This window comes from Actinomadura kijaniata NBRC 14229, assembly GCF_001552175.1.
Lineage (GTDB): Bacteria > Actinomycetota > Actinomycetes > Streptosporangiales > Streptosporangiaceae > Spirillospora > Spirillospora kijaniata.
This window is the reverse complement of record NZ_BCQR01000155.1, coordinates 1-24056: the sequence shown is the minus strand read 5'-3', so window position 1 is coordinate 24056 and position 24056 is coordinate 1. Positions and strand designations below refer to the sequence as shown.

Annotated in this window: 24 protein-coding genes; 13 read left to right on the top strand and 11 right to left on the bottom strand. The window is 73.7% G+C overall.

The genetic code is table 11. The features are described from left to right. Window positions 1-28: 28 nt before the first annotated feature. Window positions 29-1060: an alpha/beta hydrolase-fold protein gene (locus tag AKI01S_RS37455; RefSeq protein WP_067829100.1), complete on the bottom strand. Its 1032-nt coding sequence runs from the start codon at window positions 1058-1060 to the stop codon at window positions 29-31. 114 nt (window positions 1061-1174) lie between these two features. On the opposite strand from AKI01S_RS37455, the gene AKI01S_RS37450 reads away from it, so the two are divergent. Together AKI01S_RS37450 and AKI01S_RS37445 are read left to right on the top strand one after the other, a co-directional pair. Next, window positions 1175-1849 carry a peptidylprolyl isomerase gene (locus AKI01S_RS37450; RefSeq protein WP_067829097.1) on the top strand — a complete coding sequence of 225 codons (675 nt, stop codon included), beginning with the start codon at window positions 1175-1177 and terminating at the stop codon, window positions 1847-1849. A gap of 184 nt (window positions 1850-2033) precedes the next feature. Then, window positions 2034-3002, top strand: coding sequence for an extracellular catalytic domain type 1 short-chain-length polyhydroxyalkanoate depolymerase (locus AKI01S_RS37445; protein ID WP_067829094.1), 969 nt, complete (start codon window positions 2034-2036; stop codon window positions 3000-3002). Between the two features lie 140 nt (window positions 3003-3142). Here AKI01S_RS37445 and AKI01S_RS37440 read toward each other — a convergent pair whose 3' ends face one another. Then, window positions 3143-3544: a MerR family transcriptional regulator gene (locus AKI01S_RS37440; RefSeq protein WP_067829091.1), complete on the bottom strand. Its 402-nt coding sequence runs from the start codon at window positions 3542-3544 to the stop codon at window positions 3143-3145. A 58-nt stretch (window positions 3545-3602) separates the two neighbouring features. Between AKI01S_RS37440 and AKI01S_RS37435 the strand changes: the two genes are divergently transcribed. After that, on the top strand, window positions 3603-4517 hold the full coding sequence (locus tag AKI01S_RS37435; RefSeq protein WP_067829087.1) for an NAD(P)-dependent oxidoreductase: 915 nt from the start codon (window positions 3603-3605) through the stop codon (window positions 4515-4517). An 83-nt stretch (window positions 4518-4600) separates the two neighbouring features. On the opposite strand, the gene AKI01S_RS37430 is transcribed toward AKI01S_RS37435, so the two are convergent. Beyond that, complete coding sequence (locus tag AKI01S_RS37430; protein ID WP_157420439.1) at window positions 4601-5581, bottom strand: tetratricopeptide repeat protein; 981 nt, start codon at window positions 5579-5581, stop codon at window positions 4601-4603. A 544-nt stretch (window positions 5582-6125) separates the two neighbouring features. On the opposite strand from AKI01S_RS37430, the gene AKI01S_RS37425 reads away from it, so the two are divergent. Further along, window positions 6126-6593 (top strand): hypothetical protein, encoded by a 468-nt coding sequence (locus AKI01S_RS37425; RefSeq protein ID WP_067829081.1) that lies wholly within the window; start codon window positions 6126-6128, stop codon window positions 6591-6593. Window positions 6594-6604: 11 nt separating this feature from the next. On the opposite strand, the gene AKI01S_RS37420 is transcribed toward AKI01S_RS37425, so the two are convergent. Together AKI01S_RS37420 and AKI01S_RS37415 are read right to left on the bottom strand one after the other, a co-directional pair. Next, window positions 6605-9016: a tetratricopeptide repeat protein gene (locus AKI01S_RS37420; protein ID WP_067829080.1), complete on the bottom strand. Its 2412-nt coding sequence runs from the start codon at window positions 9014-9016 to the stop codon at window positions 6605-6607. 59 nt (window positions 9017-9075) lie between these two features. Next, window positions 9076-9981, bottom strand: a complete 906-nt coding sequence (locus tag AKI01S_RS37415; RefSeq protein ID WP_067829079.1) for a hypothetical protein — start codon at window positions 9979-9981, stop codon at window positions 9076-9078. Window positions 9982-10143: 162 nt separating this feature from the next. Between AKI01S_RS37415 and AKI01S_RS37410 the strand changes: the two genes are divergently transcribed. The 4 genes from AKI01S_RS37410 (at window position 10144) to AKI01S_RS37395 (ending at window position 13530) form a co-directional block, all read left to right on the top strand. Further along, a complete protein-coding gene (locus tag AKI01S_RS37410; RefSeq protein WP_067829076.1) occupies window positions 10144-10875 on the top strand; it encodes an isocitrate lyase/PEP mutase family protein in 732 nt (243 codons plus the stop codon). A gap of 58 nt (window positions 10876-10933) precedes the next feature. Then, complete coding sequence (locus tag AKI01S_RS37405) at window positions 10934-11350, top strand: nuclear transport factor 2 family protein (RefSeq protein ID WP_067829073.1); 417 nt, start codon at window positions 10934-10936, stop codon at window positions 11348-11350. A gap of 119 nt (window positions 11351-11469) precedes the next feature. After that, a complete protein-coding gene (locus AKI01S_RS37400; protein ID WP_067829070.1) occupies window positions 11470-12567 on the top strand; it encodes a serine hydrolase domain-containing protein in 1098 nt (365 codons plus the stop codon). 54 nt (window positions 12568-12621) lie between these two features. Continuing rightward, window positions 12622-13530: a cyclase family protein gene (locus AKI01S_RS37395; RefSeq protein WP_067829068.1), complete on the top strand. Its 909-nt coding sequence runs from the start codon at window positions 12622-12624 to the stop codon at window positions 13528-13530. A 3-nt stretch (window positions 13531-13533) separates the two neighbouring features. Here the strand turns inward: AKI01S_RS37395 and AKI01S_RS37390 are convergent, their stop codons facing one another. Beyond that, on the bottom strand, window positions 13534-14001 hold the full coding sequence (locus AKI01S_RS37390) for a MarR family winged helix-turn-helix transcriptional regulator (protein ID WP_067829065.1): 468 nt from the start codon (window positions 13999-14001) through the stop codon (window positions 13534-13536). A gap of 81 nt (window positions 14002-14082) precedes the next feature. On the opposite strand from AKI01S_RS37390, the gene AKI01S_RS37385 reads away from it, so the two are divergent. Next, window positions 14083-14946 carry an LLM class flavin-dependent oxidoreductase gene (locus tag AKI01S_RS37385; RefSeq protein WP_067829062.1) on the top strand — a complete coding sequence of 288 codons (864 nt, stop codon included), beginning with the start codon at window positions 14083-14085 and terminating at the stop codon, window positions 14944-14946. Between the two features lie 3 nt (window positions 14947-14949). On the opposite strand, the gene AKI01S_RS37380 is transcribed toward AKI01S_RS37385, so the two are convergent. The 4 genes from AKI01S_RS37380 to AKI01S_RS37365 all read right to left on the bottom strand — a co-directional run bounded on the left by AKI01S_RS37380 (window position 14950) and on the right by AKI01S_RS37365 (window position 18822). Further along, window positions 14950-15678, bottom strand: coding sequence for a GNAT family N-acetyltransferase (locus AKI01S_RS37380; protein ID WP_067829058.1), 729 nt, complete (start codon window positions 15676-15678; stop codon window positions 14950-14952). A 186-nt stretch (window positions 15679-15864) separates the two neighbouring features. Then, window positions 15865-16908 (bottom strand): SDR family oxidoreductase, encoded by a 1044-nt coding sequence (locus tag AKI01S_RS37375; RefSeq protein WP_169814082.1) that lies wholly within the window; start codon window positions 16906-16908, stop codon window positions 15865-15867. A 127-nt stretch (window positions 16909-17035) separates the two neighbouring features. Beyond that, on the bottom strand, window positions 17036-17647 hold the full coding sequence (locus AKI01S_RS37370; RefSeq protein WP_245681935.1) for a pentapeptide repeat-containing protein: 612 nt from the start codon (window positions 17645-17647) through the stop codon (window positions 17036-17038). 107 nt (window positions 17648-17754) lie between these two features. Then, window positions 17755-18822 carry a hypothetical protein gene (locus tag AKI01S_RS37365; protein WP_067829048.1) on the bottom strand — a complete coding sequence of 356 codons (1068 nt, stop codon included), beginning with the start codon at window positions 18820-18822 and terminating at the stop codon, window positions 17755-17757. A 168-nt stretch (window positions 18823-18990) separates the two neighbouring features. On the opposite strand from AKI01S_RS37365, the gene AKI01S_RS37360 reads away from it, so the two are divergent. Next, on the top strand, window positions 18991-19779 hold the full coding sequence (locus tag AKI01S_RS37360) for a hypothetical protein (RefSeq protein WP_067829045.1): 789 nt from the start codon (window positions 18991-18993) through the stop codon (window positions 19777-19779). Here AKI01S_RS37360 and AKI01S_RS37355 read toward each other — a convergent pair. After that, complete coding sequence (locus AKI01S_RS37355) at window positions 19769-20266, bottom strand: GNAT family N-acetyltransferase (RefSeq protein ID WP_218009969.1); 498 nt, start codon at window positions 20264-20266, stop codon at window positions 19769-19771. The two genes, AKI01S_RS37360 and AKI01S_RS37355, sit on opposite strands and share 11 nt — an antisense overlap. Window positions 20267-20305: 39 nt before the next feature. Here AKI01S_RS37355 and AKI01S_RS37350 point away from each other — a divergent pair, with 39 nt between their 5' ends. The 3 genes from AKI01S_RS37350 to AKI01S_RS37340 all read left to right on the top strand — a co-directional run bounded on the left by AKI01S_RS37350 (window position 20306) and on the right by AKI01S_RS37340 (window position 23944). After that, a complete protein-coding gene (locus tag AKI01S_RS37350) occupies window positions 20306-21121 on the top strand; it encodes an arginase family protein (RefSeq protein WP_067829039.1) in 816 nt (271 codons plus the stop codon). Window positions 21122-21675: 554 nt separating this feature from the next. Then, window positions 21676-23064 carry a 3-hydroxybutyrate oligomer hydrolase family protein gene (locus AKI01S_RS37345; protein ID WP_067829036.1) on the top strand — a complete coding sequence of 463 codons (1389 nt, stop codon included), beginning with the start codon at window positions 21676-21678 and terminating at the stop codon, window positions 23062-23064. Window positions 23065-23146: 82 nt separating this feature from the next. Further along, the gene (locus AKI01S_RS37340) at window positions 23147-23944 is read left to right on the top strand and encodes a 3-hydroxybutyrate dehydrogenase (protein ID WP_067829033.1); all 798 of its coding nucleotides are present in this window, start codon (window positions 23147-23149) and stop codon (window positions 23942-23944) included. Window positions 23945-24056 lie beyond the last annotated feature (112 nt).

Below are 24056 nucleotides of genomic sequence, written 5' to 3'. Positions count from 1 at the left end.
CGAAGGGGTGCTGAACGTTCGAAGGCGTTCACTTGGCCGCGATCCGGTCGCTCAGCCAGGCGAGCGACAGCGGGTAGCGGTAGTCGATCCCGCCGTGCGCCGCGTCGAACAGCTCGAAGTGGATGGCGTCCGCGGCGACCCCGGCGTCCAGCAGCGCCCGCCGGTATGCCTCCGCGCCGACGTCGAGGAACCACTCGTCGCGCGTTCCGCCGTCGATCCACACCGCCCGCAGGGACCGGACCGCGTCGGTGTGCCGGGGCACCATCCGCACCGGGTCCCAGTCCAGCCAGCGCTGCCAGACCTCGGGCCGCAGCACCCCGGTGACCGGGTCGAACGGCAGCACCGGCGTCCCGTCCCGGTCGGCCGAGTAGCAGGCGGTGTAGCCCAGGATCTCCAGCAGCTTGTCGTCGCCGGACCTGGTGAACGACACGCGGGAGCGGAAATCGTCCCACCAGCGCATGACGTCCCCGCCGTACTCCCTCAGATGCCGCACGATCTGCGGGAAGTCGCCCAGGTAGGCGTACTCGAACAGCGCGTCGCCCGCGTGCGTGGCCAGCGCCCCGAACAGGTCCGGCCGCAGCATCGGCGTGACCATCGCGCCGTAGCCGCCGCTGGACTTGCCCATGATCGCGCGGTGCTCGGGGGCGTTCACCGTCCGGTAGCGCGCGTCCACCCAGGGCACGACCTCCTCGCACAGGTACGAGTGGTAGCGGCCCGTCCCGGGGGAGTCGATGAACTGGCTGCCGCCGTAGGACGTCCAGGCGTCCACGTACACCACGATCGCGGGCGGGGCCTCGCCGCGCGCGAACACCGCGTCCGCGGTCTCGGGGAACGGCTGGCGGAACGGCATCCGGTTGCGCCACATCGCGACGTGCCCGGTGAAACCCTGGATCACGTACACGGTCGGGTAGCGGCGCTCGGGCTCGTCGTCGTAGCCGGGCGGGGTGTAGACCCACAGGGGTCGCTCGTGCGGGTCGCCGAGCGGGTTGTCGCGCAGCAGGGCGCTGTCGAGGACGTGCTCGTCGAGGCGTCCGGCGAGGTCGGCGGACCAGGGCAGCATGCGGGGCTCCTTCGCTCTGACCGATCACTACGACGTTATCCCCGGGTCACCCTGAGTGGCTTCGTCACTTTCTGCCCCTGTCGCGCTCCCGACGTGATCACTAGGTTGTGCGCCATGAGAACGCGCTGGACAGTCCCCGCCCTCGCCGTCGCGGTCACCGCCCTCGCACCGGTCGCGCCCGCCCAGGCCGCGCCCGCCGCGCCCGCGGCCCCCGCCGCGAAGGTGCGCTGCGAGTTCATCCCGACGCCCGAGAACCCGGCCGCCAAGCCGGTCCGCCCGCCGCGCCCCAAGACCCGCGCCAAGGGCAAGGTCGACGTCGTCCTGTGGACGAACTACGGCGCGGTCGGCATCCGCATGGACCGGGGGAACGCGCCCTGCGCCGTCCACAACTTCGTCAGCCTCACCCGGCAGCGCTTCTACAACGACACGCGCTGCTGGCGCCTGACGAACTCGGCCCGCCTGGGCGTCCTCCAGTGCGGCGACATCTACCGCGCCGAGGAGGGCGGTCCGGGCTACAAGTTCGCCGACGAGCTGACGGGCAAGGAGACCTACCCGCGCGGCACCGTCGCGATGGGCAACTGGGGCCCGGACACGAACGGGAGCCAGTTCTTCATCGTCCACTCCCACGCGAACATCCCGCCCGCGTACACGGTCCTCGGCAAGGTGACGTTCGGGATGAGGACGCTGGACCGCATCGTGAAGGTGGGAATCAAGCCCGGCGGTCCGGTCCCGGGCGACGGCGAACCCGCCAAGCCGGTCCGCATCCACCGCGTCACGGTCCGCGGCTGACGCGCGTCCGGTCCCCGGCGCGAAGCCGGGGACCGGCCCGTCCCGCGCGGCGCCGCGACCTCCTCGGCGGTGCCCGCCTCCACGACGGGGGTTCCGTTTATGGAGATCATCGCCATTCTCAGGCCTCCTTACGGAACCTAACGTCGGCGCGACACGACAGGAACGGACCGAGGAGGTTCCCGCAATGCGCGTTCACCCCGTACGACGCGTTCTTGCGCCCGTTCTCGCGGCGTTCGCGCTGATGACGGCGTTCGTCGCGCCCGCCCGGGCGGCCACCATCACCCAGGTGACGAGCTTCGGCACCAACCCCGGCGCCCTGCGGATGTACCGCTACGTGCCCGACGGCCTGCCCAGCGGTCGGCCGCTGGTGGTGGTGATGCACGGCTGCACCCAGGACGCCCGCACCTACGCCACCAACTCCGGCTGGCTGACCATCGCCGACCGCTACCGTGTCTCCCTCGTCCTGCCCGAGCAGCAGAGCGGCAACAACGCCAACCGGTGCTTCAACTGGTTCCAGTCCGGCGACACCGCCCGCGGCCAGGGCGAAGCAGCCTCCGTCGCGCAGATGGTGCAGCGGATGAGGAACGACTACGGTTCCACGAACGTGTACGCCAGCGGCCTGTCGGCGGGCGGCGCCATGGCGGCGGTGATGCTGGCGACCTACCCCGACGTCTTCTCCGGCGGGGCCGTCATGGCCGGGCTGCCGTACCGGTGCGCCTCCAGCCTCGTCGACGCCTACGGCTGCATGAGCCCCGGCCGTGACCTGACACCCCAGCAGTGGGGCGACCGGGTCCGGGCGGCCTCCCGCCACCAGGGGCCCTGGCCGACCGTGACGGTCTGGCACGGCACCTCCGACTACACCGTCGTCCCGGCCAACATGCGCGAACTGGTCGACCAGTGGACCAACGTGCACGGCGCCGACACCCGCGCCGACCTGTCCGACACCGTCTCCGGCGCCGCCCACGCGGTGTACCGCAACGGCGCCGGGGCGGCGGTGGTGGAGACCTACACCATCAACGGCATGGGCCACGGCCACCCCGTCGACCCGGGGACCGGCCCGCGCCAGTGCGGCACCGCGGGCGCCTACGTGCTCGACGTCAACATCTGCGCCGCCCACCACTCCGCGCAGAAGTGGTTCCCGCCGAGCCCCTGACCTCGCCCACGCGGTGAACACCGCGCCCGGCCCCGCTCCGGCCGGACCCACCCGACCGGAGCGGGGCCGGACCACTGGCGAAGATCCGCACGCCACCGTGCTTCCCGGGGCGGACACCGAACGCGGTCCGCCCCCGAACGTCAGGTGACCGCCGTCAGCGCGTCGCACTCCGACGGGTCGGCGGGACCGAGCCGCGAGGTGGCCTGGATGAGGGCGTCCAGCCGGTCGCGCGCGGTCAGGAGGTCGGCCGCGGCGGCGCTCAGCCGTTCCCGTTCACGGTGCAGGTCGGAAAGCATCCCGCCGCAGGCCGGCGCCAGCGCCTCCCCGTCGTCGGCCAGGCACGGCAGCAGCTCGCCGATCGTCGCGGTGTTCAGCCCGGCCGCGAGCATGAGGCGGATCCCCCGCACCGTGGCGGCGTCCTCCTCCCGGTACTCGCGGTAGCCGCTGGGCCGTCGCAGCGGCCGCAACAGCCCCTGCTCCTCGTAGTAGCGCAACGAACGCACGCTGACTCCCGTGAGCCGGGACAGCTCTCCGATCCGCATGTGACGACCGCCACTTCGGTTGACTCTCACGCCGGTGTGAGGGTCCAACCTATCCGGCATGACGGACATAAAAGATCATCGCTACTCCCACGAGACCGAGGTCACCGTCGTCGGCCTGGGGCCGATGGGGACGGCTCTGGCGGAGGTGTTCCTCGCCGGGGACCGGTCGCTGACGGTCTGGAACCGCACCCCCGGCAGGGCCGACGGCCTCGTTGCCAAGGGGGCGCGCCGCGCGGCCACCGTCGCCGAGGCCGTCGCCGCGAGCCCGCTCACGATCGTGTGCCTCAACGACTACGCGACCGTGCGGCGGGTCCTCGGCTCCGCCGCCGGAACGGACGGGACGCGCACGCTGGTGAACCTCACCTCGGGGACCCCGGCGGAGGCCCGCGCGGCGGCGGACTGGGCGGCCGGGCACGGCCTCGACTACCTCGACGGCGCGATCATGGTGCCGCCGCCGCTGGTCGGGAACACCGACGCGGTCTTCCTGTTCAGCGGCCCGCGCCAGGTGCTCGACCGACACCGGGCGACCATGGCGGCGCTGGGCGACCTCCGGCACCTCGGCGCCGACCCGGGCCTGGCGGCGCTGTTCAACACGGCGCTGCTCGGCATGATGTACGCGACCCTGAACGGTTTCCTGCACGGCGCCGCGCTGGTCGACTCGGCGGGCGTGCCCGCGCGCGAGTTCGCCGAACTCGCCCTGGGCTGGTTCATGCCCGTGGTGCTCAATCCCGCCGGTCTCGCCGAACAGGCGTCGGGCCTGGACGACGGGGCCTACCCCGGCGACCTCGGGACCATGGAGATGAACCTGAACGCGCTGGAGCACATCGCCCGCACCAGCGCCGAGCAGGGCGTCCACACGGACCTGCCGCGGTTGATGAAGGAGCTCGCCGAGCACGCGGTCTCCCGGGGGCACGGGGCCGAGAACTACTTCGCCATGTTCGAGCTCTTCAAGCTCGGCCCGTCCCGCGACTAGTGTCCCGCGCCATGGACCACCCGTGCGGGAGCCTCCTGACCCGCACGGGTGATCACCGGGCCGCTCCGACCCCCTGGGCGCGCTCAGCGGGGTTCGGGAAGGTCGAGTTTCTCTCGCAGCTCCGCCAGGCCCCGCGTGCGTTCCTCGCCGCGCCAGTCCTCAACGAAGTCGTGGAGCGCGAGCACCAGCCTGCGGCCACGTTCGTACCGTTCGTCGCTCCAGGTCTTCAGACGCTCCAGGCCCGCGTGCACCGGCTCGAATTTCGCGGGGAACAGATGGAAGCCGATGTCCACGAGCGCGGGACAGCTGATCTCGTGGTCAAGGGCGGCCTCGAAGGGCTCCCGCACTACCGTGCCCTCGCTGACGCCGCTGTTCTCCACCTGCTCGTAGACGAGGTCCACGCTGAACGTGTCGCCTGCCAGCAACTCGCCGAACCGGACGGCGATCCAGGGGTAAAGCCCCTTGCTCCCGCATCTGCGCGGGTGGGCCTCGCCGCGCGCGTACTCAAGCACCCTGCTCGCCCGGTCCGCTTCGCCCTGCCCGATGAGGACGTGCCCTTCGAGGTGACCCGCATAGCCCGCGAGCAGACCGTCGCACATCTCCCGTGCGTCGTTCAGCGGTCGCAGCGCGGCGTCCCGGTCACCGCTCTGGATCAGAAGGTTGCCGAGAAGGATGTTGGCGAGGTCTCCGGCGTCCGTGCCGTCGTGGGCGCTCGCCGCCTGCTCGAACCCGTTCCGGGCCTTGTCCGGGTCGCCGGTGAGCTGGGCCGCGAGGCTCCGGAGGAGCGTTCCATCCTCGTCCAGGGACGTGCGGAAGCCCGGGGCGAGCATCACGGCGGCCAGGGGGCCCAGCCAGGGATCCTCGCCCGCGGCCACCTGCTCCAGCCATGCCCGGCAGGAGTCGCCGAGACCGTTCTCGCCGAGTTCGACGCCCGCCAGCGCCATGGCCGCGTGCCCGGACACGGCGGTACGTCCCGCACCGGCGAGCGTGGTCAGCAGGATCCGCGCCTCCGCGACGTCACCCGCCCGGTACGCCGCCAGCCCGCGTTCGACCTCGTCCGGCACCGGGCTCAGGGGGTCGGGAGGAAGCGGAAGGGCCCTTCCGTTGGAGTCCAGCAGGGATCGATCGGTCATGTCACGGCCTTCCCGTGGGGGCGTTTCGCCGGAGCATGCCACCGGCGACCGACACTTGATCGCGAAAGGCCGGAAGAGGGAGTCTCGGGGCCACCGTCCGGGGCGGGCAGTGCTCAGGGGCTACGGGCGGCCGTGCCCGATTGGTTCCCCGGGCCCTTTCCGGCCGCCCGCCTTCGTCCTGATCATGGAAGTGCGCCGATGACTCCGGCGAGCGGAGGGTCGACCGTGACCTCCGACTCGCCGGGTTCCACCTCTGGGAGAGGGGACGAGAGGCCGTCTTCGGGCCTGCCGGGCCGAAGACGGCCTCTTCCTTCCGGCGGGGGTGGAGTCGCCGGCCATGGCGAACAGTGCCCAGGGGCCAGATCCCCGCCTCCGGTTGGTTCCCCGGGGCCTTCTCTCCCGTCCACCGGCGTCACGATCATGGACCGCGCAACGTCGCGGGGAACCCGCGACCCTCCGGAAAGCAGGGATCCGCATGCGCAAGATCGCTGTCAGTGTCGCCGCCGCGGTCGCCCTCGGGGTGACCGCCCCGGTGGCCGAGGCCGCCCCTATGGCCGCCCCTATGGCCGCCCCCATGGCCGCCCCCGCGGTCCAGCAGGTCCCGAAGCCCACCTGGGACATCAGCCGCCACAAGCCCGCGCAGGTGAAGGGCAAGGGCTACCGGAAGTGGCACGCCAAGCCGAAGATGATCGAGGTGTCGGGCCTGGTCTGGGAGACCTCCCCGCGCGGCAAGGGCCGCGCCGTGGTCAAGTTCTTCGTCGGTTCCAAGAAGGACAAGGACCCCGAGATCCTCCGCTTCGACTCGGTGCGGAAGTCCGTGTTCTTCCACGTGGTCTCGACCAAGAAGAAGCCGATCACCAAGAACACTCCGATCTGGGCCCAGAAGACCTTCTACCCCCAGAAGGGCAAGCCCGTGGTGAGCGGATACATCCCGATCAGGTGACCCCGCACCGCCTACTCCCGGTGTGAGCCGCTGTTCTGAGTCCACCAGGCCGCTATCTGTGCGCGGGAGCGCAGGCCCAGTTTGGTCAGGATGTTCGCCACGTGGCGGCCTGCCGTGCCGGGGCTGATGTACAGCTCCTCGGCGATGGCCCGGTTCGTCAGGCCGCGGCTGATCAGGTGGGCCACCTCGCGTTCCCGGGGCGTCAGGGTGCTGGGCGGACGGTGGGGCGCGGTGGGCGGGGCTTCGCCGGTCGTGCCGCCGGGGGGCTCCAGGGCGTGGGCGATCGCCCGGTCGGGCGGGAGCGCCCGGCCCTCCGACCACAGCTGCTCCACCGCGGGGCCGCCCAGGTCGGCGCGGATCCTCTCCAGCAGGGCCTCGCGGCGCGCCCCCGAGCCCGGGGACGCGGGGACGCCCGCCGCCTCCCGGAACGCGTCCGCAGCGCCCGCGATCCGCACCGCGCGGGCCGGGTCGCCCTCGTGGGCCGCCAGCGCCGCGAACAGCTCCAGGATGCGGGCCACGCCCAGGCGCTGGCCGGTACGGGCGGTCAGCTCCAGGCTCTCGGACAGGTGGCGGCGGGCGGCGGGCGGGTCGTCCAGGTCGAGGGCGGCCGCGCCGATCCCGGCCAGGCAGCGGGCGCGCTGGCTGCGGAAGTCGTCCAGGCGCGTGGTGATCTCGTGGGCGGCGCGGTAGTGGCGCAGCGCGCGGGCCGGGTCGCCCTCGGCGTGCGCGGTCACGCCGAGCCCGGCCAGGGCGTTCGCCGCCATCCCGTAGTGCTCCATCCGCCGGTAGAGCGCCAGGCTCTCCTCGTACAGGCGGGCGGCCGAGCGGAGACGGCCGCGCCGCACCGCCAGGGCCGCCAGCGAGGTCAGCGCCAGCGCCTCGTTGAACGGGTCGTCCGCGCGGGCGCTGTCGCGGATCTCCGCCAGCGCGCGCTCGGCGTCGTCGGCCCGGCCCCGCCGCAGGTCGACGCGGGCGAGCAGCCCGGCGGCGGCGTGCAGGCCCTGGTGGTCGCCCAGCTCCCGGTGGATCCGCAGACCCTCGCGGGCGCAGGAGGCGGCCAGGTCCAGCTCGTCGTGCTCGTAGACGGCCTGCCCGTAGGCGGTGCGCGCCGCCGCCCACACGGCGGGCGGGACGTCGCCGCGCGGCAGCGCGAAGCAGCGCTCGAACCCCTGGCGGCTCTCCCGGAACCCGCCGTGGATCATCCAGTACCAGCGGGTCGCCGTGCACAGCCGCAGTCCCGCCTCCGCCGCGCCGTGCCGCAGGCAGGCGTCGAGCGCGGCGCGCAGGTTGTCGAGCTCGGCGCGGACCTCGCGGAACGCGGCGAGGCGTTCCTCCCAGGTCGCCGCCGGGTCGCGCCAGCCGGTCCACTCCAGGCGCTCGGCCAGCTCCACGAAGTGGACGCGGTGCCGCTCGGCGACGGCGTCGGCCTCCCCGGCGTCGGCGAGGCGCTCGGCGGCGTAGTGCCGGATCGTCTCCAGGAGCCGGTACCGGCCGTGCTCGGCCACCACCAGCGACTTCGCGGTCAGCTCGCCCAGCACGTGCAGCACGTCCACGCCGCCCGCGCCGCAGACCCGTTCGGCGGCCTCCAGCGTCCAGCCCCCGGCGAACACCGACAGCCGCCGCAGCACCGCGCGCTCGTCGGCGTCGAGCAGGTCGTGGCTCCAGTCCACGGTCGCGCGCAGCGTCCGCTGCCGCCGCGCCGCCGTCCGACTGCCCCGGACCAGCAGGCGGAAGCGTTCGTCGAGGCGTTCGGTGATCTGCTCGACGGTCAGGAACGCCACCCGCGCCGCCGCCAGCTCCAGGGCGAGGGGCATGCCGTCCAGCGCCCGCGCGAGCCGGGCGACGACGGCGGCGTTCCGCTCGGTCAGCCCGAAGTCCGGCCGCACGGCCGCGGCCCGGTCCGCGAACAGCCGCACCGCCGCGCCGCCCTCCAGCGGCGGCACCCGCCACACCACCTCGCCCGGCACCCGCAGCGGCTCCCGGCTCGTCGCCAGCAGGTGCAGGCGCGGGCAGCCGGTGAGCAGCCGTTCCGCGAACGCCGCGCACGCGTCCACCAGATGCTCGCAGTTGTCCAGCACGAGCAGCGGGCGGCGCGGGGCGAGCGCCGCCACCACCGTGTCGGCCTGCGAACGCCCCGGCTCCTCGGCGACCCCGAGGACCGCCGCGACCGCCTGCGGCACCAGCGCCGGATCGTGCACGTCGGCCAGCGGCACCAGCCACACCCCGTCCTCGAACGCCCCGAGCGTCCCGGCGGCGACCTGCCGCGCCAGCCGCGTCTTGCCGATCCCGCCGACGCCGGTCAGCGTGACCAGGCGTTCGGCGGGCAGCAGCGCGGCGAGCTCGGCGGTGTCGCGTTCCCGGCCGACGAACCGGGTGGTCTCCGCCGGAAGGTTGTGCCGGTCCGGCTCCAGGCGTGGTGTCATGGGCGGCCCTCTCGCCGCGAGTGTGACACCCCGCCCGGAACCGGGCCAGCGGAACGGCGCTACGCGCGGCGCAGGGTCAGGAAGGCGCGGTAGGTGCCGTTGGGGTCACCGCCGTTGAACTTCAGCGCGGGCAGCGTCACCTGCGCCTGGCTCTGCGTCCTCGCGTCCGCGTCGGCCTCGGTGAGCAGCATCGCCTGCGGCTCGCCGACCGGGTCGTCCGCGCCGATCGTCGCCACGAACCCGGCGATCGTGCCGAGCGCGCCGAGCACGATCGCCGCCAGGTCCTTCTTGGCGGCCTTGGCGATCGCCGCGATCGCCGTGAGCAGCACCCCCAGCTCGGTGACGATCTTGGTGATGTCGCCGAGGTCGTGCTCGAAGTGCGCGGCGGTGACCAGCACGTCCGAGTCCAGCACGGCCGGACCGGTGCGGCCGAACAGCCGCAGGTCCTCCGACCCCGACGCCGGGGCCCGCTCGCCCTCCTCGACCTTGTAGACGGGCGTGCGCACCGACCGCGCGGGCTCGCCCTCGTCGGCCTCCCGCTGCGTGACCAGGGTGAACACGGTGTAGGGCTCGTCCTTGCCGAGCCACTCGGGGTTGCTCTCGTCGTCGCAGACCAGGTGCGAGAACTTCAGCTCGTACCGGTTGCGCGTCGGGGTCGGCTCGCCCGGCGTCGCGGTCCCGCCGAGCCGGTCGATGATCTGTTCCAGTTCGCGCGGCGGCACGACCGTGCCGACCGGCTTGAACGCGTAGGTGCCCCCGAACATGTCCCGCTTGCGGTCCTCCGGCAGGTTGTCGACCCGCCGCACCGCGCGCTCCAGGACGTCGCGCGCCCCGGGCACCTTGTCCAGCGCCGCCCACACGACGCGGTCGACGTCGTTGCGCTGCGCGGCCGGCACGTTCGCGGCGTACCGGCGTGCCAGCAGCAGCGCGGCCCCCGCGTACTCGGCCCGGCTGGAGACGGCCATGATGACTCTCCCTCGTTCGATCGGTTGCCCCGTGGCCCCCGATGACCAGGCAAAAGTACGAATTCCGACCCGCCGCGCACATGTGCCGAACGATGTAGACGCCGACACATGTCACGAACCGGGCCGCTGTTCCGTCCTTCCGGCGAACGAGAGGAGCCATCCGTGAACGAGTACGCGACCCTGCGCGCCCTGCACCGCCCCGGCGACCCGCTCGTCCTGCCGAACGTGTGGGACGCGGGCAGCGTGAAGATCGTCGAGGAGGCCGGGTATCCGGCGCTGGCCACCGCCAGCGCCTCGATCGCCGCGATGCTCGGCTACCCCGACCACGAGGGCGCGCCCGCCGACGAGATGTTCGCGGCCGCCGCCCGCGTGATCCGCGCCGCGACCGTCCCGGTGACGGTGGACGCCGAGGCGGGCTACGGCCTCAAGCCGGACGAGCTGGCCGCGCGCCTGCGCGGGATCGGCGCGGCGGGCTGCAACATCGAGGACACCGACCCCGCCGCCGGCCTGAGGGACGCCGACGCGCAGGCCGGGTACATCGCCGCGCTGCGCGCCGCCGACCCCGACCTGGTGATCAACGCGCGGGTGGACGCGTTCCTGGCGGACCTGGACGACCCGGTGGGCGAGGCGGTCGCCCGGGGGCGCCGCTACCTGGAGGCGGGCGCGGACTGCGTCTACCCGATCCTGGCCCCGTTCGAGAAGGTCGGGGAGCTGGTGGCGGGGATCCCCGGCCCGGTCAACGTCGCGTGCTTCCCGGGCACGACCCCGCGGCGGCTCGCGGAGCTGGGGGTGGCGCGGATCTCGTTCGGCCCGCAGCCGTACCTGCACGCGCTGGAGACGCTGCGGACGTTCGCGACCAGGGCGGCGGCGGGGGAGGACCCGGCGGCGGACTAGGCACGGCCGACGATACTCAATAAGGTGAATAGTCATATCCGTGACTGAGGAGGGTGACATGAGCACCGTGGACCGTTTCCGCGCCGCCGTGGAGAAGGGCGACCTGGACGCCCTGCCCGAGCTGTTCGCCGAGGACGTGAAGTTCTACAGCCCGGTGAAGTTCACGCCGTTCGAGGGCCGCGAGATGGTGATGGGCCTGTTCGGGGTGCTGCTGCGGACGTTCCGGGACTTCCGCTACGTCGGCGAGCTGGAGGGGACGGCCGAGCTGGCGGCGGGCGGCGAGGCCCCGTCGCACATCCTCATCTTCCGCGCGGACGTGGACGGCAGGCAGATCCACGGGATCGACCTGATCCAGGTGGACGGCGACGACCGGATCACCGAGTTCACGGTGATGGTCCGCCCGCAGTCGGCCGTCGTCGCGCTGGGCGAGGCGGTCCTGCGGGGGCTGGTCGAGGACGGGCTGGTCGAGGGCTGACCCCGCGCCGGGGGGTGGACCTGGGTACACCCCCGGCCGGTGTGCAGGCCCCTTATCCGGCCGGGCGGCGGCGGCCAGAGTTGATCACGTCATCGAGACGATCAACGCGAGGAGCCCGCATGCGCCGCCCCCTGACCGCCGCCGCCCTGACCGCCGCCCTCACCGGGGCGCTCGCCGCGCCGGCCGCCGCTTCGGCCGGCGCCGCCCCGCCCGCCGGGCTCCAGGCCGCCGCCGACCGCCTGGTCGCCGCCGGCCAGCCCGGCGTCATCGTCATGGCCCGGCGCGGCGCGAAGGTCTCCCACGTCACCGCCGGGGTCGCCGACCGCGCCACCGGCCGCCCCATGGACCACCGCCTGCGCGTCCGCATCGCGAGCGTGACCAAGACGTTCACCGCCACGGTCCTGTTGCAGCTGGTCGCCGAGCGCCGCCTGTCCCTGGACGACACCGTGGAACGCCGCCTCCCCGGCCTGGTGCCCGGCGGCGACGCGATCACGATCCGCCACCTGCTCCAGCACACCAGCGGCCTGCCCGAGTACACCGCCGACCAGCGGATCATGGCCGAGCCGCGCCGCGCCTGGACGCCCCGCGAGCTGGTCGCCATCGCTCTGGAGAAGCCGCGCCCGCACGCCCCCGGCGCGGGCTGGACCTACGCCAACACCAACTACATCCTCGCCGGGATGATCATCGAGAGGGCGACGGGGCGCCCGTTCGGGACCGAGCTCCGGCACCGGATCCTCACCCCGCTGGGGCTGCGGCACACCAGCTACCCGACGGTGTCGCGCGCGTTCCCCGGCCCCTACGTCCACGGGTACTGGGAGGGGTACGGCGACGTCAGCACCGAGGTCAGCCCGTCCAGCGCCCGCACCTCCGGCGGCATCGTCTCCACCGTGGACGACGTCGCCCGCTTCCACCGCGCCCTGTTCACCGGACGCCTCCTGCCGAAGGCCCAGCAGCGCGCCCTCACCGCCACCCTGCGCGTCACCGACGGGGGCGCCGAGAAGGGCTACGGCCTGGGCGTCGAGAAGGTCCGCCTGTCCTGCGGCGACGCCTGGGGCCACGACGGCGGCTTCCCCGGCTACCGCACCTGGACCTACACCAGCGCCGACGGCCGCCGCCAGGCCGTGATCGCCTACAACGACAACAGCGCCCGCTTCGAGAGCGACCCCGGCTTCCGCGCCGACCGCGCCAGAACGGCCGAGGCGGCGTTCTGCGGCTAGGGCCCGCGGCGGGCGCGGGAAGATGGGGGCCCAGCTTGTGGAACGGAGTCCTTCATGGGTCAGTACCGCGCGTCGTTCGACGCGACAGTCAGCTTCGGCAACGGCGGGGACCTCGCCGTCCGGGGGTTCCGGGTGGACGTCCCCGGGCCGGACGTCACCGAGGAGGAGATCGGGGCGCTCTTCGTCGCCTCGCTCGGGCTGCTCATGAGCGGGAACGTCGAGCTGTCGAACGTCGAGGTCTTCGAGGAGGCGCACAAGGGCACGCGGGGCGGGCCGTCGGACCGGGCCGCCGCGGTCCCGCGCGGGCGGCTCGTCGAGCTCGGCCACGTCATCCGGCACGGCATGCGCACCGCGCCCGGCCTGCCCGCGCCCGAGGTCTCCCCGTTCCTCACGCGGGAGGCGTCGCGGGAGGTCTACGCGCCGGGCACCGAGTTCGCCATCGACCGGATCCACATGGTCGGCAGCACCGGCACCTACCTGGACACGCCCTACCACCGGTACGCCGACGGCGCGGACCTCACGGGCATCCCGCTGGAGAAGGTCGTCGACCTGCCCGCCGTCGTGGTGCGGGTGACCGGGACGGAGGAACGGGCGATCGACGTCGGCGCGTTCGCCGCGTTCGACGTGCGGGGCAGGGCGGTGCTGGTGCACACCGGCGACGCCGAGCGGTTCGGCACCCCGGCCTACGCCGACAAGCCGCATCACCTGACGCGCGCCGCCGCGGCCTGGCTGGTCGACAACGGGGCCGCGCTGGTCGGGATCGACGCCGTCAACGTGGACACCACCGACGACCCCGAGCGTCCCGTCCACACGCTGCTGCTCGGCGCGGGCATCCCCATCGTGGAGAACATGACCGGCCTGGAGCAGCTCCCGCCGAGCGGCGCGAGCCTCACCGCCGTCCCGCTGCGGATCGCGGGGCTGGGGATGATCTCCGTGCGGGCGTTCGCGCGGCTGCCCGAGTAGGGCTCACTCCAGGGGCTCGCCGAGGTGGTCCAGCACCACCCCGGCGATGCCCGCCAGCGCCGCCACCTGCTCGGGCGTCAGCAGGTCGATGAAGTGGCGGCGCACCGACCCCACATGGTCGGGCGCGGCCTCCCGGATCGCGCGCAGCCCCTCGTCGGTCAGCGCGATCGACGCGCCGCGCCCGTCGTCGGGGCACTCCTCGCGCCGCACCAGGCCGCGCTGCTCCATCCGCGCGACGTGCCGGGACAGCCGGCTCTTGGACCACAGCATCCGGTCGGCCAGCCGGGTCAGCCGCCAGCGGTGGCCGGGCGCCTCCGACAGCGCCGACAGCACGTCGTAGTCGGGCATCGACAGGCCCGAGTCGGCCGCCAGGTCCCGGGAGACCTGCGCGTCCAGCAGCAGGCGCATCCTCCGGTAACCGAGCCAGGCCCGGTACTCGGCCTCGTCCAGCCAGCGCGGCTCGCTCGTCATGGGGACAGCCTAGACAAGTTGTTGACGTGTAACCAATCCGGTCTTATGTTTCCATGTAAACAAAGCCCGGGAGGACGCCCCATGTTCGGTCTCAACCTGTCCCAGTCCGCCACCGGCGACCCCGTCGGGGACGCCCGGCACGCCGAGGAGCTGGGCTTCGACTTCGTCTCCACCTCCGACCACCCCTGCGGAACGCACCCCTCCTCCGAGACCTGGACCCTGCTGACCTGGGTCGCCGCCCACACCACGCGCATCCGCATCGCCACCCGCGTGCTCGGCGTCCCCTACCGCCCGCCCGCGATGGTCGCCAAGATGGCCGAGACGCTGGACCGGCTGTCGGGCGGGCGGCTGGTCCTCGGGCTCGGCGGCGGCTACTCCGACGAGGAGTTCCGGGCGTTCGGGCTCGGCGTGCCGACGCCCCGGCAGAAGGTGGACGGGATGGTCGAGGCCATCGAGATCATGCGCGGTCTGTGGTCGGAGCCCGGCTTCAGCTACGAGGGCACCCGCTACCGCGTCGAGCGGGCCGACCTGGAGCCCAAGCCCGAGCGCCGCATCCCCCTCTGGCTCGGCACCTACGGCCCCCGCGCGCTGGAGGCGACCGGCCGCCTCGCCGACGGCTGGATCCCGTCCCTCGGGTTCGCGCCGCCCGAGCGGGCCGCCGCCATGCGCGACCGCGTCCGCGCCGCCGCCGAGCGGGCGGGCCGCGACCCGGACGGGATCGCCTGCGTCTACAACGTCCCCGTCCGGATCGGCGACCCGGTCACCGGAGCCTCCGCCACGGGCGACCCCGGCGTCCTCGAAGGCTCCGCCGACCAGGTCGTCGAGCGGCTCCTCGGCCTGCGGAGGCTGGGCTTCACCTCGTTCAACCTCATGCCGTCCGGCCCGGACCCGAGGGACCAGGCCGAACGGCTCGCGCACGGCGTGCTGCCCGCGCTGCGCGGCTGAGGACTACCGCGAGATGTGCAGGATCTCCGAGACCCGGCGGTAGCCGACGCGCGTGTAGATCCGCTCGGCGGCGTCGTTCGTCGGCATCAGGAACGGCGCGGTGATCCCGGCGTCGGCGCAGGCCAGGGTGAGGAACGCCGTCAGCGCCCCCGCGATCCCGCGTCCCCGGTGGGACTCGCTCACCCCGATCGCGGCCAGCTCCCCGACGCCGTCGTGCGGCGGCGTGACGAGCCCGCCGCCGACGCAGGCCGCGCCGTCGAACGCCCCCGCGACCAGCCCGCCGCCCTCGGCGGTGGCGCGCAGCCGGGCCACGTCGTGCTCGGTGGCCGCGGGCGCGCCGTAGGCGGCGTTCTGGACCTCCGCGACCGCCCGCAGGTCCGCGTCGGACCGCGCCAGCCGCAGTGCGACGTCGACCGGGGGCGCGACGGCCTCCGGGCACGTCATGATCGGCAGCCGGGCCTCCACGGCGAACCCGGCGTCCAGCAGCGCCGCCTCCACGCGCGGCGCGGCCCCCGGCAGGTACTCCAGGCGCGGCTTGCGGGACCGGGCGACGAACGCCCCGACCAGCAGCTCCACGTCCGCGGCGGTCGGGACGGCCCCGTCGTCGGGGATGGCGTAGTTGCGGTAGGGGCCGGCGTCGTGCTCGTCGAAGGAGGCCAGGAACGGGCCGACGCGGTGGGCACGCGAGCCCGCGTTGGCGCGCAGGTAGGCGTGGATACGGGAATCGAACACAGCAGTTTCGTCCTTCACATGGTCGTACGAGAAGAGAGCAGCGTGAAAAGAACGGGCCGCTTCGACGACCGTGCCGACGCGTCGGAAAGCGTCGGCGAGTGCGCAGCGGCCCTCTACGGGCGCGCCACCATGGCCTCAATCCTCCTGGAGCCGGGTGCGAAGAACGCCCCCACCCTAGGGCGATGATCAACGCCGCCGCAACGTGAACTCCACGTCGTTGCGGAAGTGCTCCAGCGCCTCCTCCGGCCGCACCGGCGCGGGCGTGCCGAGCAGCGGGAACCCGCCCAGCGAGCTCGGGAACGGCTCGCCGTCGCCCAGCATCAGCCCGTTCGCCGCCTGGCACATCAGGATCGTCCGCTCCAGCGACGACAGCCCGTCCCACCCCGGGAACTCGGTGAGCGGGGCCTTCAACGTCTCGAAGAACTCCGGTGACGGCACCGGCCGTCCCCGCCGGGCCATCTCCCGTACCACCAGCTCGGTGGTCGTCCGCAGCGTCGGCGCGGCGTACCCGGCCGTCGCCCAGAACAGCCCCGGCAGCGCCGCCGGATCCGTCACCGCCACCGCCGCGAGCGCCGCCACGCACTGCCCGGTGACGTCGCGCGGCAGCATGTCGAGCCGCACGTGCCCGCCGACCGCCATCACCGGCATCCCCCGCGCCACCAGGCGGATCTGGTCGTGGATCGACTGCCTGGCGCTCGTGGCCCCGTCCGCCGAGTCGCCCATCACCACCGACGGCCGCACCACGCACAGCGGGCCGTCGAACGCGGCCAGGTCGCGTTCGGCGGCGGCCTTGGACGCCAGGTACACCGACGGGCGGATCGGGCACTCCGCCGGGATCCGGTCCTCGTGCTCGCGCACGAAATCCAGCCGCGCCACGTACGCCGACGAGATGTGGACCAGCGGGGCGTGCGCGGCGGCGGCCAGCTCGGCGACCCGCGCCGCGCCCTCGACGTTGACCGCCGCCATCGCGGCCGGGTCGTCGGTGAAGTCGGCCTTGCCCGCCGCGTGCACCACCAGGTCGGCGCGGTCGGCCAGCGCCGCCCAGTCGCGCGCGGTCAGCCCCAGCCGCCTCGCCGGCAGGTCCACCCTGATCTGCTCGTACCCGACGACGCGGCGGCGGCCCGTCAGCGCGACGACGTCGAAGTCGGGGACCAGCGCCCGCGCGACGGCCCCGCCGACCACCCCGGAGACCCCACTGACCAGCACGACGGGACGGGAAACCTGGGACACGGACGCGCTCCTCTTCACCTCGGCCTTCGGGGCTCGCCGCCCCGGGGCCCACGCTGCCGGAACGGCCCCGCCGGTTGGAACGATCCAGCCGGGTCCTGGCACTCCCTTACCCGATCTTGGGACGCCCTCAGTCCTCGATGGCGATGCCCATCGCCGCGGCCAGCGCGTACACCAGCCCCGGCGCGTCGGCGGAGCTCACCACGGCCCCCCGGAAGCCCTCCACCCCGCGCACCCCGAACAGGTCGCAGCCGGAGAACCGGACCCCGTCCATCGTCGCGTGCGCGAACTGCGCGGACACCAGCCGGCACCCCTCGAACCGGACGCCCTTGAACCCGGCGTTCTGGAAGTCCGCCTCCGACAGGTCGCAGTCGCGGAAGACCACGTTCTGGAGCCGCCCGAACCGGAACGCCGCCAGGTTCGCCCGGCAGCCCTCGACGACGACGTCCCGCAGCCAGCCCTCGGTGAGCCTCGCCCCCGTCATCCGGCTCTGCGCGACGGTGACGTTGGCGAGCTGCGCGTCGTCCCAGCGGACGTTGGCCAGGTCGCAGCCGTCGAACGCGACGTCCGAGAACCGGACGCGCGGCAGCGCGCTCCCCGCCAGCACGGTCCGGTCGAACCGGCACCTCTCGAACTCCGCGTTCTCGGCGGCGGCCCGGGACAGCTCGACGGCCCCGTAGGCGAGCGACAGCAGCGCGCCGTCGTCCACCGGCTCGTCCCGGGGGAGGACCGCCTCGGTCAACGTCCGGGGAATCCGGGGGCCGACAGGTTCTCTCCACCGCTTCGCCGTCGCCACGGGCGCGACCCTATCCCCGCCCCACGACACTCCGGGACGGGGACGGCGGCCGGTCAGTCGACGACGGTCACCTCCGTCGTGGCCGGGCCGACGGGCCCCAGCACCCAGTTGGCGGTGATCTTCACTTTGGTGCCGACCGGCACCGACGCGTCGGCCTCGATGCGGAACAGCGCGCCCACGTGGCTCGCCGGGATGTCGACCTCCGGCGTGACGGTCACCTTCGGGTTGTCGGTGGTGAACCTGACGACCGCGCCGAACGGGTGCCACCACTCGCCGACTCCCACGCCCCCGTACTGCGGGTTGTTCTGCGGGCCGCGCCGCACCCGGCCGAAGTCCAGCCCGGCGATGGAGAAGTGCTTGGGCACGCCGAGCACGCTGGTGGTGGCGTCGGAGGGGCCGAGCAGGGCGCGCAGCGTCACCGAACGCGGGAAGTCGTACGCGGTCGCGGTCATCCTGAACGTCGCGGAGGTGCCGCCCGCCGGGACGACCACGTACGCCGGGCCGTGGACGGCGCTCGACTCGTAGGGGACCTTGCGGACGTCCACCGCCAGGCCGCCGATCGGCGCCGGCGACTTGATCTTCAGGGTGCCGGTGACGGTGCTGCCCTCGACGGCGGCGCGCGCGTCGTTCGGGCGGTCCACGGTGAAGGAGGTGACCGCCTGCTCGCGCGGGTCCACCGGGTTCACCGTCAGGGAGGTGACCGCCGACGAGGACCCGACGTACGCCTTCAGCGTCCGGACCGACGCGGTCGTGGAGTTCTCCACCCGGATGGGGAAGCTGACGCCGCGCTCCCCGGCGGGGACGGTGACCTCGTTCCGGGTGGCCTGGAGGTAGGTGAGGTCGGAGAACCGGCCCGTGGGGTGCACGGTCACCTTGACGCCGCCCGCGGGCGCGGGTTCGGCCAGCGTGACGGTCTGGATCGCCTCCTGCCCGGAGGTGATCGTGCTCGGGGAGACGGAGGTGGCGGCGACGGTGACGGCCGCGGCGGCGTGTGCGGTGGAGTGCGCGGTGGCGTGCGCGGCCGGGGCGGGGGCGGCGGCCGCGAGCGGGGCGGCCGTGACGGCACAGCCGGCCAGGCTCCACCGGAGCACCGCCCGCCGGGAGGAGGGGATCGCGTTCATGGGCTCGAACGTAAGATCGCGAACCGGGCTCCACCAGGCACGGAGGCGGGACGTTCGCACTCCGTAAGATCCGCCGGAAACCCGTGCGGATGGCCGGATGTGGCCACGGGGCGGGCGGGGATCGTCGGTACCGTGAGCCCCACTCTTGTCGATCTTCAAGGAGCGCCCGTGAGGACCTTCGCCCTGGCCGCGTCCGCCGTTCCCGCCGTCGCCCTGGCCGCCGTCCTGGCCCCCGCCCCCGCGTCCGCGTCCGCCCCCGCGTCCGCGTCCGCCCCCGCGTCCGCGCCCGCCGCCGACCGGGCGCACGGCATCAAGGTCAAGGAGAGCCGGCACCACATCAAGGCGACCGGCGACGGGTTCACCGTGCGGATCGACCGCAAGGGCGTCCGCACGGAGATCGACGAGGCGGAGTTCGGGGACCCGGCCGGGGAGCCGATCCTGCGCTCGGTGATCGACATGGCGACGCGGAACTACCCGCCGTTCGTGTGCCGCAACGGCACCTACACGGTCAAGAAGGGCACCTTCTCGCGCACCTACAGTTTCTCCAAGCGCGACCCCCGGCCCGCGCCTTACACGCCGGAGTTCGGCAAGGCGTTCGCGGGCATCATGACGCCGTTCGTCGGGGTGGTGGACGCGACCGCCACCAACGAGAAGGGCGAGACGTTCCGGGTGCTGATCTCCGACCTGGCCCACGAGGAGCTGACGCCGCGCGGCTTCCGGTCGGACTCGCCCATCCACGGCCTGATCGTGGACTCGCGGGGCAAGGTCCGCGACCGCATCTCGCTGTTCGGCCGCTTCTTCTCGGGCCCGAACGGCGAGAACGCCCGCTACTGGATCGAGGACCGGGGCACCTGCCGGGAGACCCGCGACCTGCAGTTCGGCCCGGGCAGCGCGGGCGCGACGGTGACGGGGCCGTTCTTCGTGCTGCCGTTCAAGACCCCGGTCATCACGCCCTGACCTGCCCGTAGACGAGGCAGGGCGTCCCCATGAGCTCGGCGTCGCGCAGATGGCGGTGGCCGATGCGCTCGGCCACCCGCAGCGACGCGACGTTGTCGGGCCGGATCAGCGACACGACCTCCTCGGCCCCGAGCACGTCGAAGCAGTAGTCCACCGCGGCCCGCGCCGCCTCGGTCGCGTACCCCCGGCCCCAGGCGGAGCGGGCCAGCGCCCACCCGACCTCCAGGCCGGGCCACCCGTGCGGCCGCCACGGCCCGGCCCGGCCGACGAGGCGTCCGCCGTCCTTCTCGACCAGCGCCCACATCGAGTACCCGCGGATCACGCGGTGCCCGATGACCATGGCGAGGTTGCGCCAGGCGTCCTCGGCCGACAGCGCGCCGCCCAGGAACCGCCCGACCTCGGGATCGGCGAGCATGGCGGCGTAGTCGTCGAAGTCGTCCCCGGTGAACGGGCGCAGCACGAGCCGTTCCGTCTCCAAGATCTCCACGATTCCCATCCAAGCACCCGGCCGTGATGTCATCGCGGCATGACGACCACGACCGTGCTGGAGATCCCGCAGTGGCAGGCCTCCGCCTCGCCCACCGCCCGCCGCCTGACCGAGGGGGCCGGCCTGCTGGCGGGCCTGTTCCCGGACGCGGACCACGTCCGAGTCCCGATCACCGACGAGTCCGGCACGGCGGCGGCGGTCCGGTCCGCCGACGTCCTGCGCCGCAACCTCGCGGCGGTCCGCGAGTCCCTGGCGGCGGTCCCCGACGACAACCTCCTGATCACGGTCGGCGGCGACTGCGCCGTGGACCTGGCCCCCGTCGAGCGCGCCCACGCCCGGCACGGCGACCGCCTCGCCCTCGTCTGGCTGGACGCTCACGGCGACCTGAACACCCCGGCGTCGTCGCCGTCGAAGGCGTTCCACGGCATGATCCTGCGCGCCCTGCTGGGCGAGGGACCGGCGGACCTCCTCCCCGCGCGGCCCCTGTCCCCGTCGCGGGTGGTGCTGGCGGGGGCCCGCGCGCTGGACGCGGGGGAACGCGCGTTCCTCGACACCGGCTCCCTCCGCCACCTGCCGCCCGCGGCCCTGACCCCCGAGACCCTGGCCGCGGCGGTGGCCGACACCGGCGCGGAGGCGGTCTACCTCCATCTGGACCTGGACGTGCTGGACCCGGGGGCGTTCGCCTCGGTCGGCACCCCCGAGCCCGGCGGCCTGACCCCGGAGTCCCTGATCGCCGCCGTGCAGGCCCTGGCCGGCCGCTTCGCCCTCGCGGGGATGGCCATCACCGAGTACGAGCCGAGGAGCCCCGAGGACCAGAAGACCCTGGAGACCCTCGCCGGAGCCTTCCTGCCCTGACCCGAATGACACCTTTGATGCGTTGACCTGCGGGTACATGCGACTTTCGCTGAAGGAACGGACCGCGGCGCCCCCAGGGGGCGCCGTGCCCGTTCGTGTCCGCCCTCATGGAACCCGCCGGCGCCGTGTGGGCGAACGCCATGACCGGCGGCGTCCCGCGCCGTTCCGGGCACCTCGGACAACGGTGGCGCGGCCTGGCGCGCCGCGTTCCATGGCGTCCGTCCCGTGTGGCGCGGTGCGAACATGGGGGGAACTCCACGATCGGCGGCGTCCCGCGTCGTGCCGGACGCCTCGGACGACGGCGGCGCGGCCTGGCGCGCCGCGTTCCATGGCGTCCGCCCCGTGTGGCGCGGTGCGAACATGGGGGAACTCCACGATCGGCGGCGTCTCGCGTCGTGCCGGGCGCCTTGGACAACGGCGGCACGGCCCGCCGACGCCGCGTTCCATGGCGTCCGCCCCTATGAAGCACGGCGCGAACGTGGGGTCCGCGGCCATGTCGCGCCGGGACCGCCCGACCTAGCCTCCGCTGCATCCCCCTAGCCGAGGAGGCTTCCTTGCCCTCACGCGTGAAGGCCCTCACCCGCTCGGGACCGCTCGCGGCGCTCGCCGTCGCCGCGAGCCTGGTCGTCGTGCCGGCCACACCGGCGCGGGCCGCCGACCACTGCGCCCGCGCCGACCGGATCCGCGTTCCCGGAGCCGACCGCCAGCGCGTCGCCTGCCTGGACGAGCTCACCACGGCGGGCACCGTCGCCTCCGGGCACACCGACCCCGCCGACTGGGCCGGGCTCACCCCCCGGGACCTGCCCGTCCCGTCGGGCGTGCCCGGCGTCCAGATCGACGGCCACTTCCCCGACGCCTCCACCACCAACACCAACCACGGCTGGCGGCACGACTCCCAGTTCGTCATCCGCCTGCCCGACCGCTGGAACGGCGGCCTCGTCGTCTCCGGCACCCCCGGCACCCGCGAGCAGTACGCCAACGACCGCGCCATCGGCGACTGGGTCCTGGCGCGCGGCTACGCGTTCGCCGCCACCGACAAGGGCAACACCGGCGCAGAGTTCTTCAGGGACGGCCGCGAGCCCGGCGACGCCATCGCCGAGTGGAACACCCGCGTCACCCAGCTCACCCGCGCCGCCAAGCGCGTCGTCGCCCAGCGCTACCGCACGGCCCCCCGGAAGACCCTGGTCACCGGCATGTCCAACGGCGGCTACCTCGTCCGCTGGCAGCTGGAGAACCACCCCGGGCTCTACGACGGCGGCGTGGACTGGGAGGGAACCCTCTGGCGCGCCGACGGCCCGAACCTGCTGACGTTCCTGCCCCCGGCGCTGCGCCACTACCCGGCCGTCGCGGCGGGCGGGCCGGACGCCGACCGCGCCCGCGCGGCCATGGTCCGCGCCGGTTTCCCGGCCGGGTCGGAGTTCCTGTGGGAGTTCCACCACCGCTACTACTGGGACCTCACCCAGCGCATCTACCGCGAGGAGCTCGACCCCGGCTTCGACGGCGACCGGCAGGCCGGAACCCCCTACTGCGCCCCCGGCACCCCCGCCTGCGACGCCGACTACGACTACGCCGCCCGCCCCCGCTCCGTCCGCCGCGCCGTCGAGAAGATCGCGCTGACCGGCCGCATCGGCAAGCCCCTGATCACGCTGCACGGCACCCTCGACGTCCTGCTGCCCATCGGCGAGGACTCCGACGTCTACGCCCGCATGGTCCGCCAGCGGGGCCGCGCGCACCTGTTCCGCTACTACCGGATCGACGGCGGAACGCACGTGGACTCCCTCTTCGACGCCCACCCCGACCGGCTGCGCCCGCTGGTCCCGTGCCACCGCGAGGCGTTCGCCGCCGTGGAGCGCTGGACCGGCACCGGCCACCGGCCCCCGCCCAGCCGCACCGTCCCGCGCACCGCGACGCCCGACCCGGTGAACGCCTGTCCTCTCATGTAGCGACGAACACCATAAGCCGGTCCAGGACTATGGGAGCCGTCACCATAGGTCGCGGAATGTGACCCAGCTTACAGTTCCGGGCATGACGAACGGATTTCCTCCCACGTCCCCCTCCCGACCTGCGCGGTCACCGGGCGGGGGAGCGGACGGGCGGACCGCCCTGGTGACCGGCGGCGGCAGCGGCATCGGCCGGGCGTGCGCCCGCGCGCTCGCGGACGCGGGCGCGTTCGTCCATGTCGTCGATCTCGACGCCGAGGCCGCCAAGACCGTCGCCGGGGAGGTCGGCGGCCAGGCCCACGCCGTCGACCTCGCCGACCCGGAGGCGGTCGACGGCCTGCCCGCCGCGGTCGACATCCTGGTCAACAACGCCGGGATCCAGCACGTCGCGCCCATCACCGAGTTCCCGCCGGAGACGTTCGTCCGCATCCAGCAGGTGATGGTCACCGCGCCGTTCCTGCTGATGCGCCGCGTCCTGCCGCACATGTACGCGGGCGGCTGGGGCCGGGTCGTGAACGTCTCCAGCGTCCACGGCCTGCGCGCCAGCGCCTACAAGTCCGCCTACGTCGCCGCCAAGCACGCCCTGGAGGGCCTCAGCAAGGTCGCCGCCCTGGAGGGCGCGCCGCACGGCGTCACCAGCAACTGCGTCAACCCCGGCTATGTCCGCACGCCCCTGGTCGAGGGCCAGATCCGCGACCAGGCCGCCGCCCACGGCATCGCGCCCGAGCAGGTCCTGTCCGAGGTCCTGCTCGCGCGCACCCCCGTCAAACGCCTGATCGAGCCGGAGGAGGTCGCCGCCGCCGTCGTGTGGCTGTGCGGCCCCGACACCGGCTTCGTCACCGGAACGTCGCTGTCCCTCGACGGCGGCTGGACCGCCAACTGACCCCCGCTCCCCACCCCTGTGAGCGAAAGACGGTGACCCCATGTCCCAGCCCACCACCGCCCGGCAGGGCGGCATCGGCCGCGTCGTCGGCGCGTCCCTGATCGGTACCACG

Bases quoted from the DNA above. Each gene is read 5' to 3' on its own strand.
- AKI01S_RS37435 (WP_067829087.1), top strand. From the start codon at position 3,603: ATGACGGACATAAAAGATCATCGCTACTCCCACGAGACCGAGGTCACC.
- AKI01S_RS37420 (WP_067829080.1), bottom strand. From the start codon at position 9,016: ATGACACCACGCCTGGAGCCGGACCGGCACAACCTTCCGGCGGAGACC.
- AKI01S_RS37350 (WP_067829039.1), top strand. From the start codon at position 20,306: ATGACGACCACGACCGTGCTGGAGATCCCGCAGTGGCAGGCCTCCGCC.
- AKI01S_RS37340 (WP_067829033.1), top strand. From the start codon at position 23,147: ATGACGAACGGATTTCCTCCCACGTCCCCCTCCCGACCTGCGCGGTCA.
- AKI01S_RS37415 (WP_067829079.1), bottom strand. From the start codon at position 9,981: ATGGCCGTCTCCAGCCGGGCCGAGTACGCGGGGGCCGCGCTGCTGCTG.
- AKI01S_RS37445 (WP_067829094.1), top strand. From the start codon at position 2,034: ATGCGCGTTCACCCCGTACGACGCGTTCTTGCGCCCGTTCTCGCGGCG.
- AKI01S_RS37455 (WP_067829100.1), bottom strand. From the start codon at position 1,060: ATGCTGCCCTGGTCCGCCGACCTCGCCGGACGCCTCGACGAGCACGTC.
- AKI01S_RS37405 (WP_067829073.1), top strand. From the start codon at position 10,934: ATGAGCACCGTGGACCGTTTCCGCGCCGCCGTGGAGAAGGGCGACCTG.
- AKI01S_RS37390 (WP_067829065.1), bottom strand. From the start codon at position 14,001: ATGACGAGCGAGCCGCGCTGGCTGGACGAGGCCGAGTACCGGGCCTGG.
- AKI01S_RS37425 (WP_067829081.1), top strand. From the start codon at position 6,126: ATGCGCAAGATCGCTGTCAGTGTCGCCGCCGCGGTCGCCCTCGGGGTG.
- AKI01S_RS37440 (WP_067829091.1), bottom strand. From the start codon at position 3,544: ATGCGGATCGGAGAGCTGTCCCGGCTCACGGGAGTCAGCGTGCGTTCG.
- AKI01S_RS37365 (WP_067829048.1), bottom strand. From the start codon at position 18,822: ATGAACGCGATCCCCTCCTCCCGGCGGGCGGTGCTCCGGTGGAGCCTG.
- AKI01S_RS37385 (WP_067829062.1), top strand. From the start codon at position 14,083: ATGTTCGGTCTCAACCTGTCCCAGTCCGCCACCGGCGACCCCGTCGGG.
- AKI01S_RS37395 (WP_067829068.1), top strand. From the start codon at position 12,622: ATGGGTCAGTACCGCGCGTCGTTCGACGCGACAGTCAGCTTCGGCAAC.
- AKI01S_RS37450 (WP_067829097.1), top strand. From the start codon at position 1,175: ATGAGAACGCGCTGGACAGTCCCCGCCCTCGCCGTCGCGGTCACCGCC.
- AKI01S_RS37400 (WP_067829070.1), top strand. From the start codon at position 11,470: ATGCGCCGCCCCCTGACCGCCGCCGCCCTGACCGCCGCCCTCACCGGG.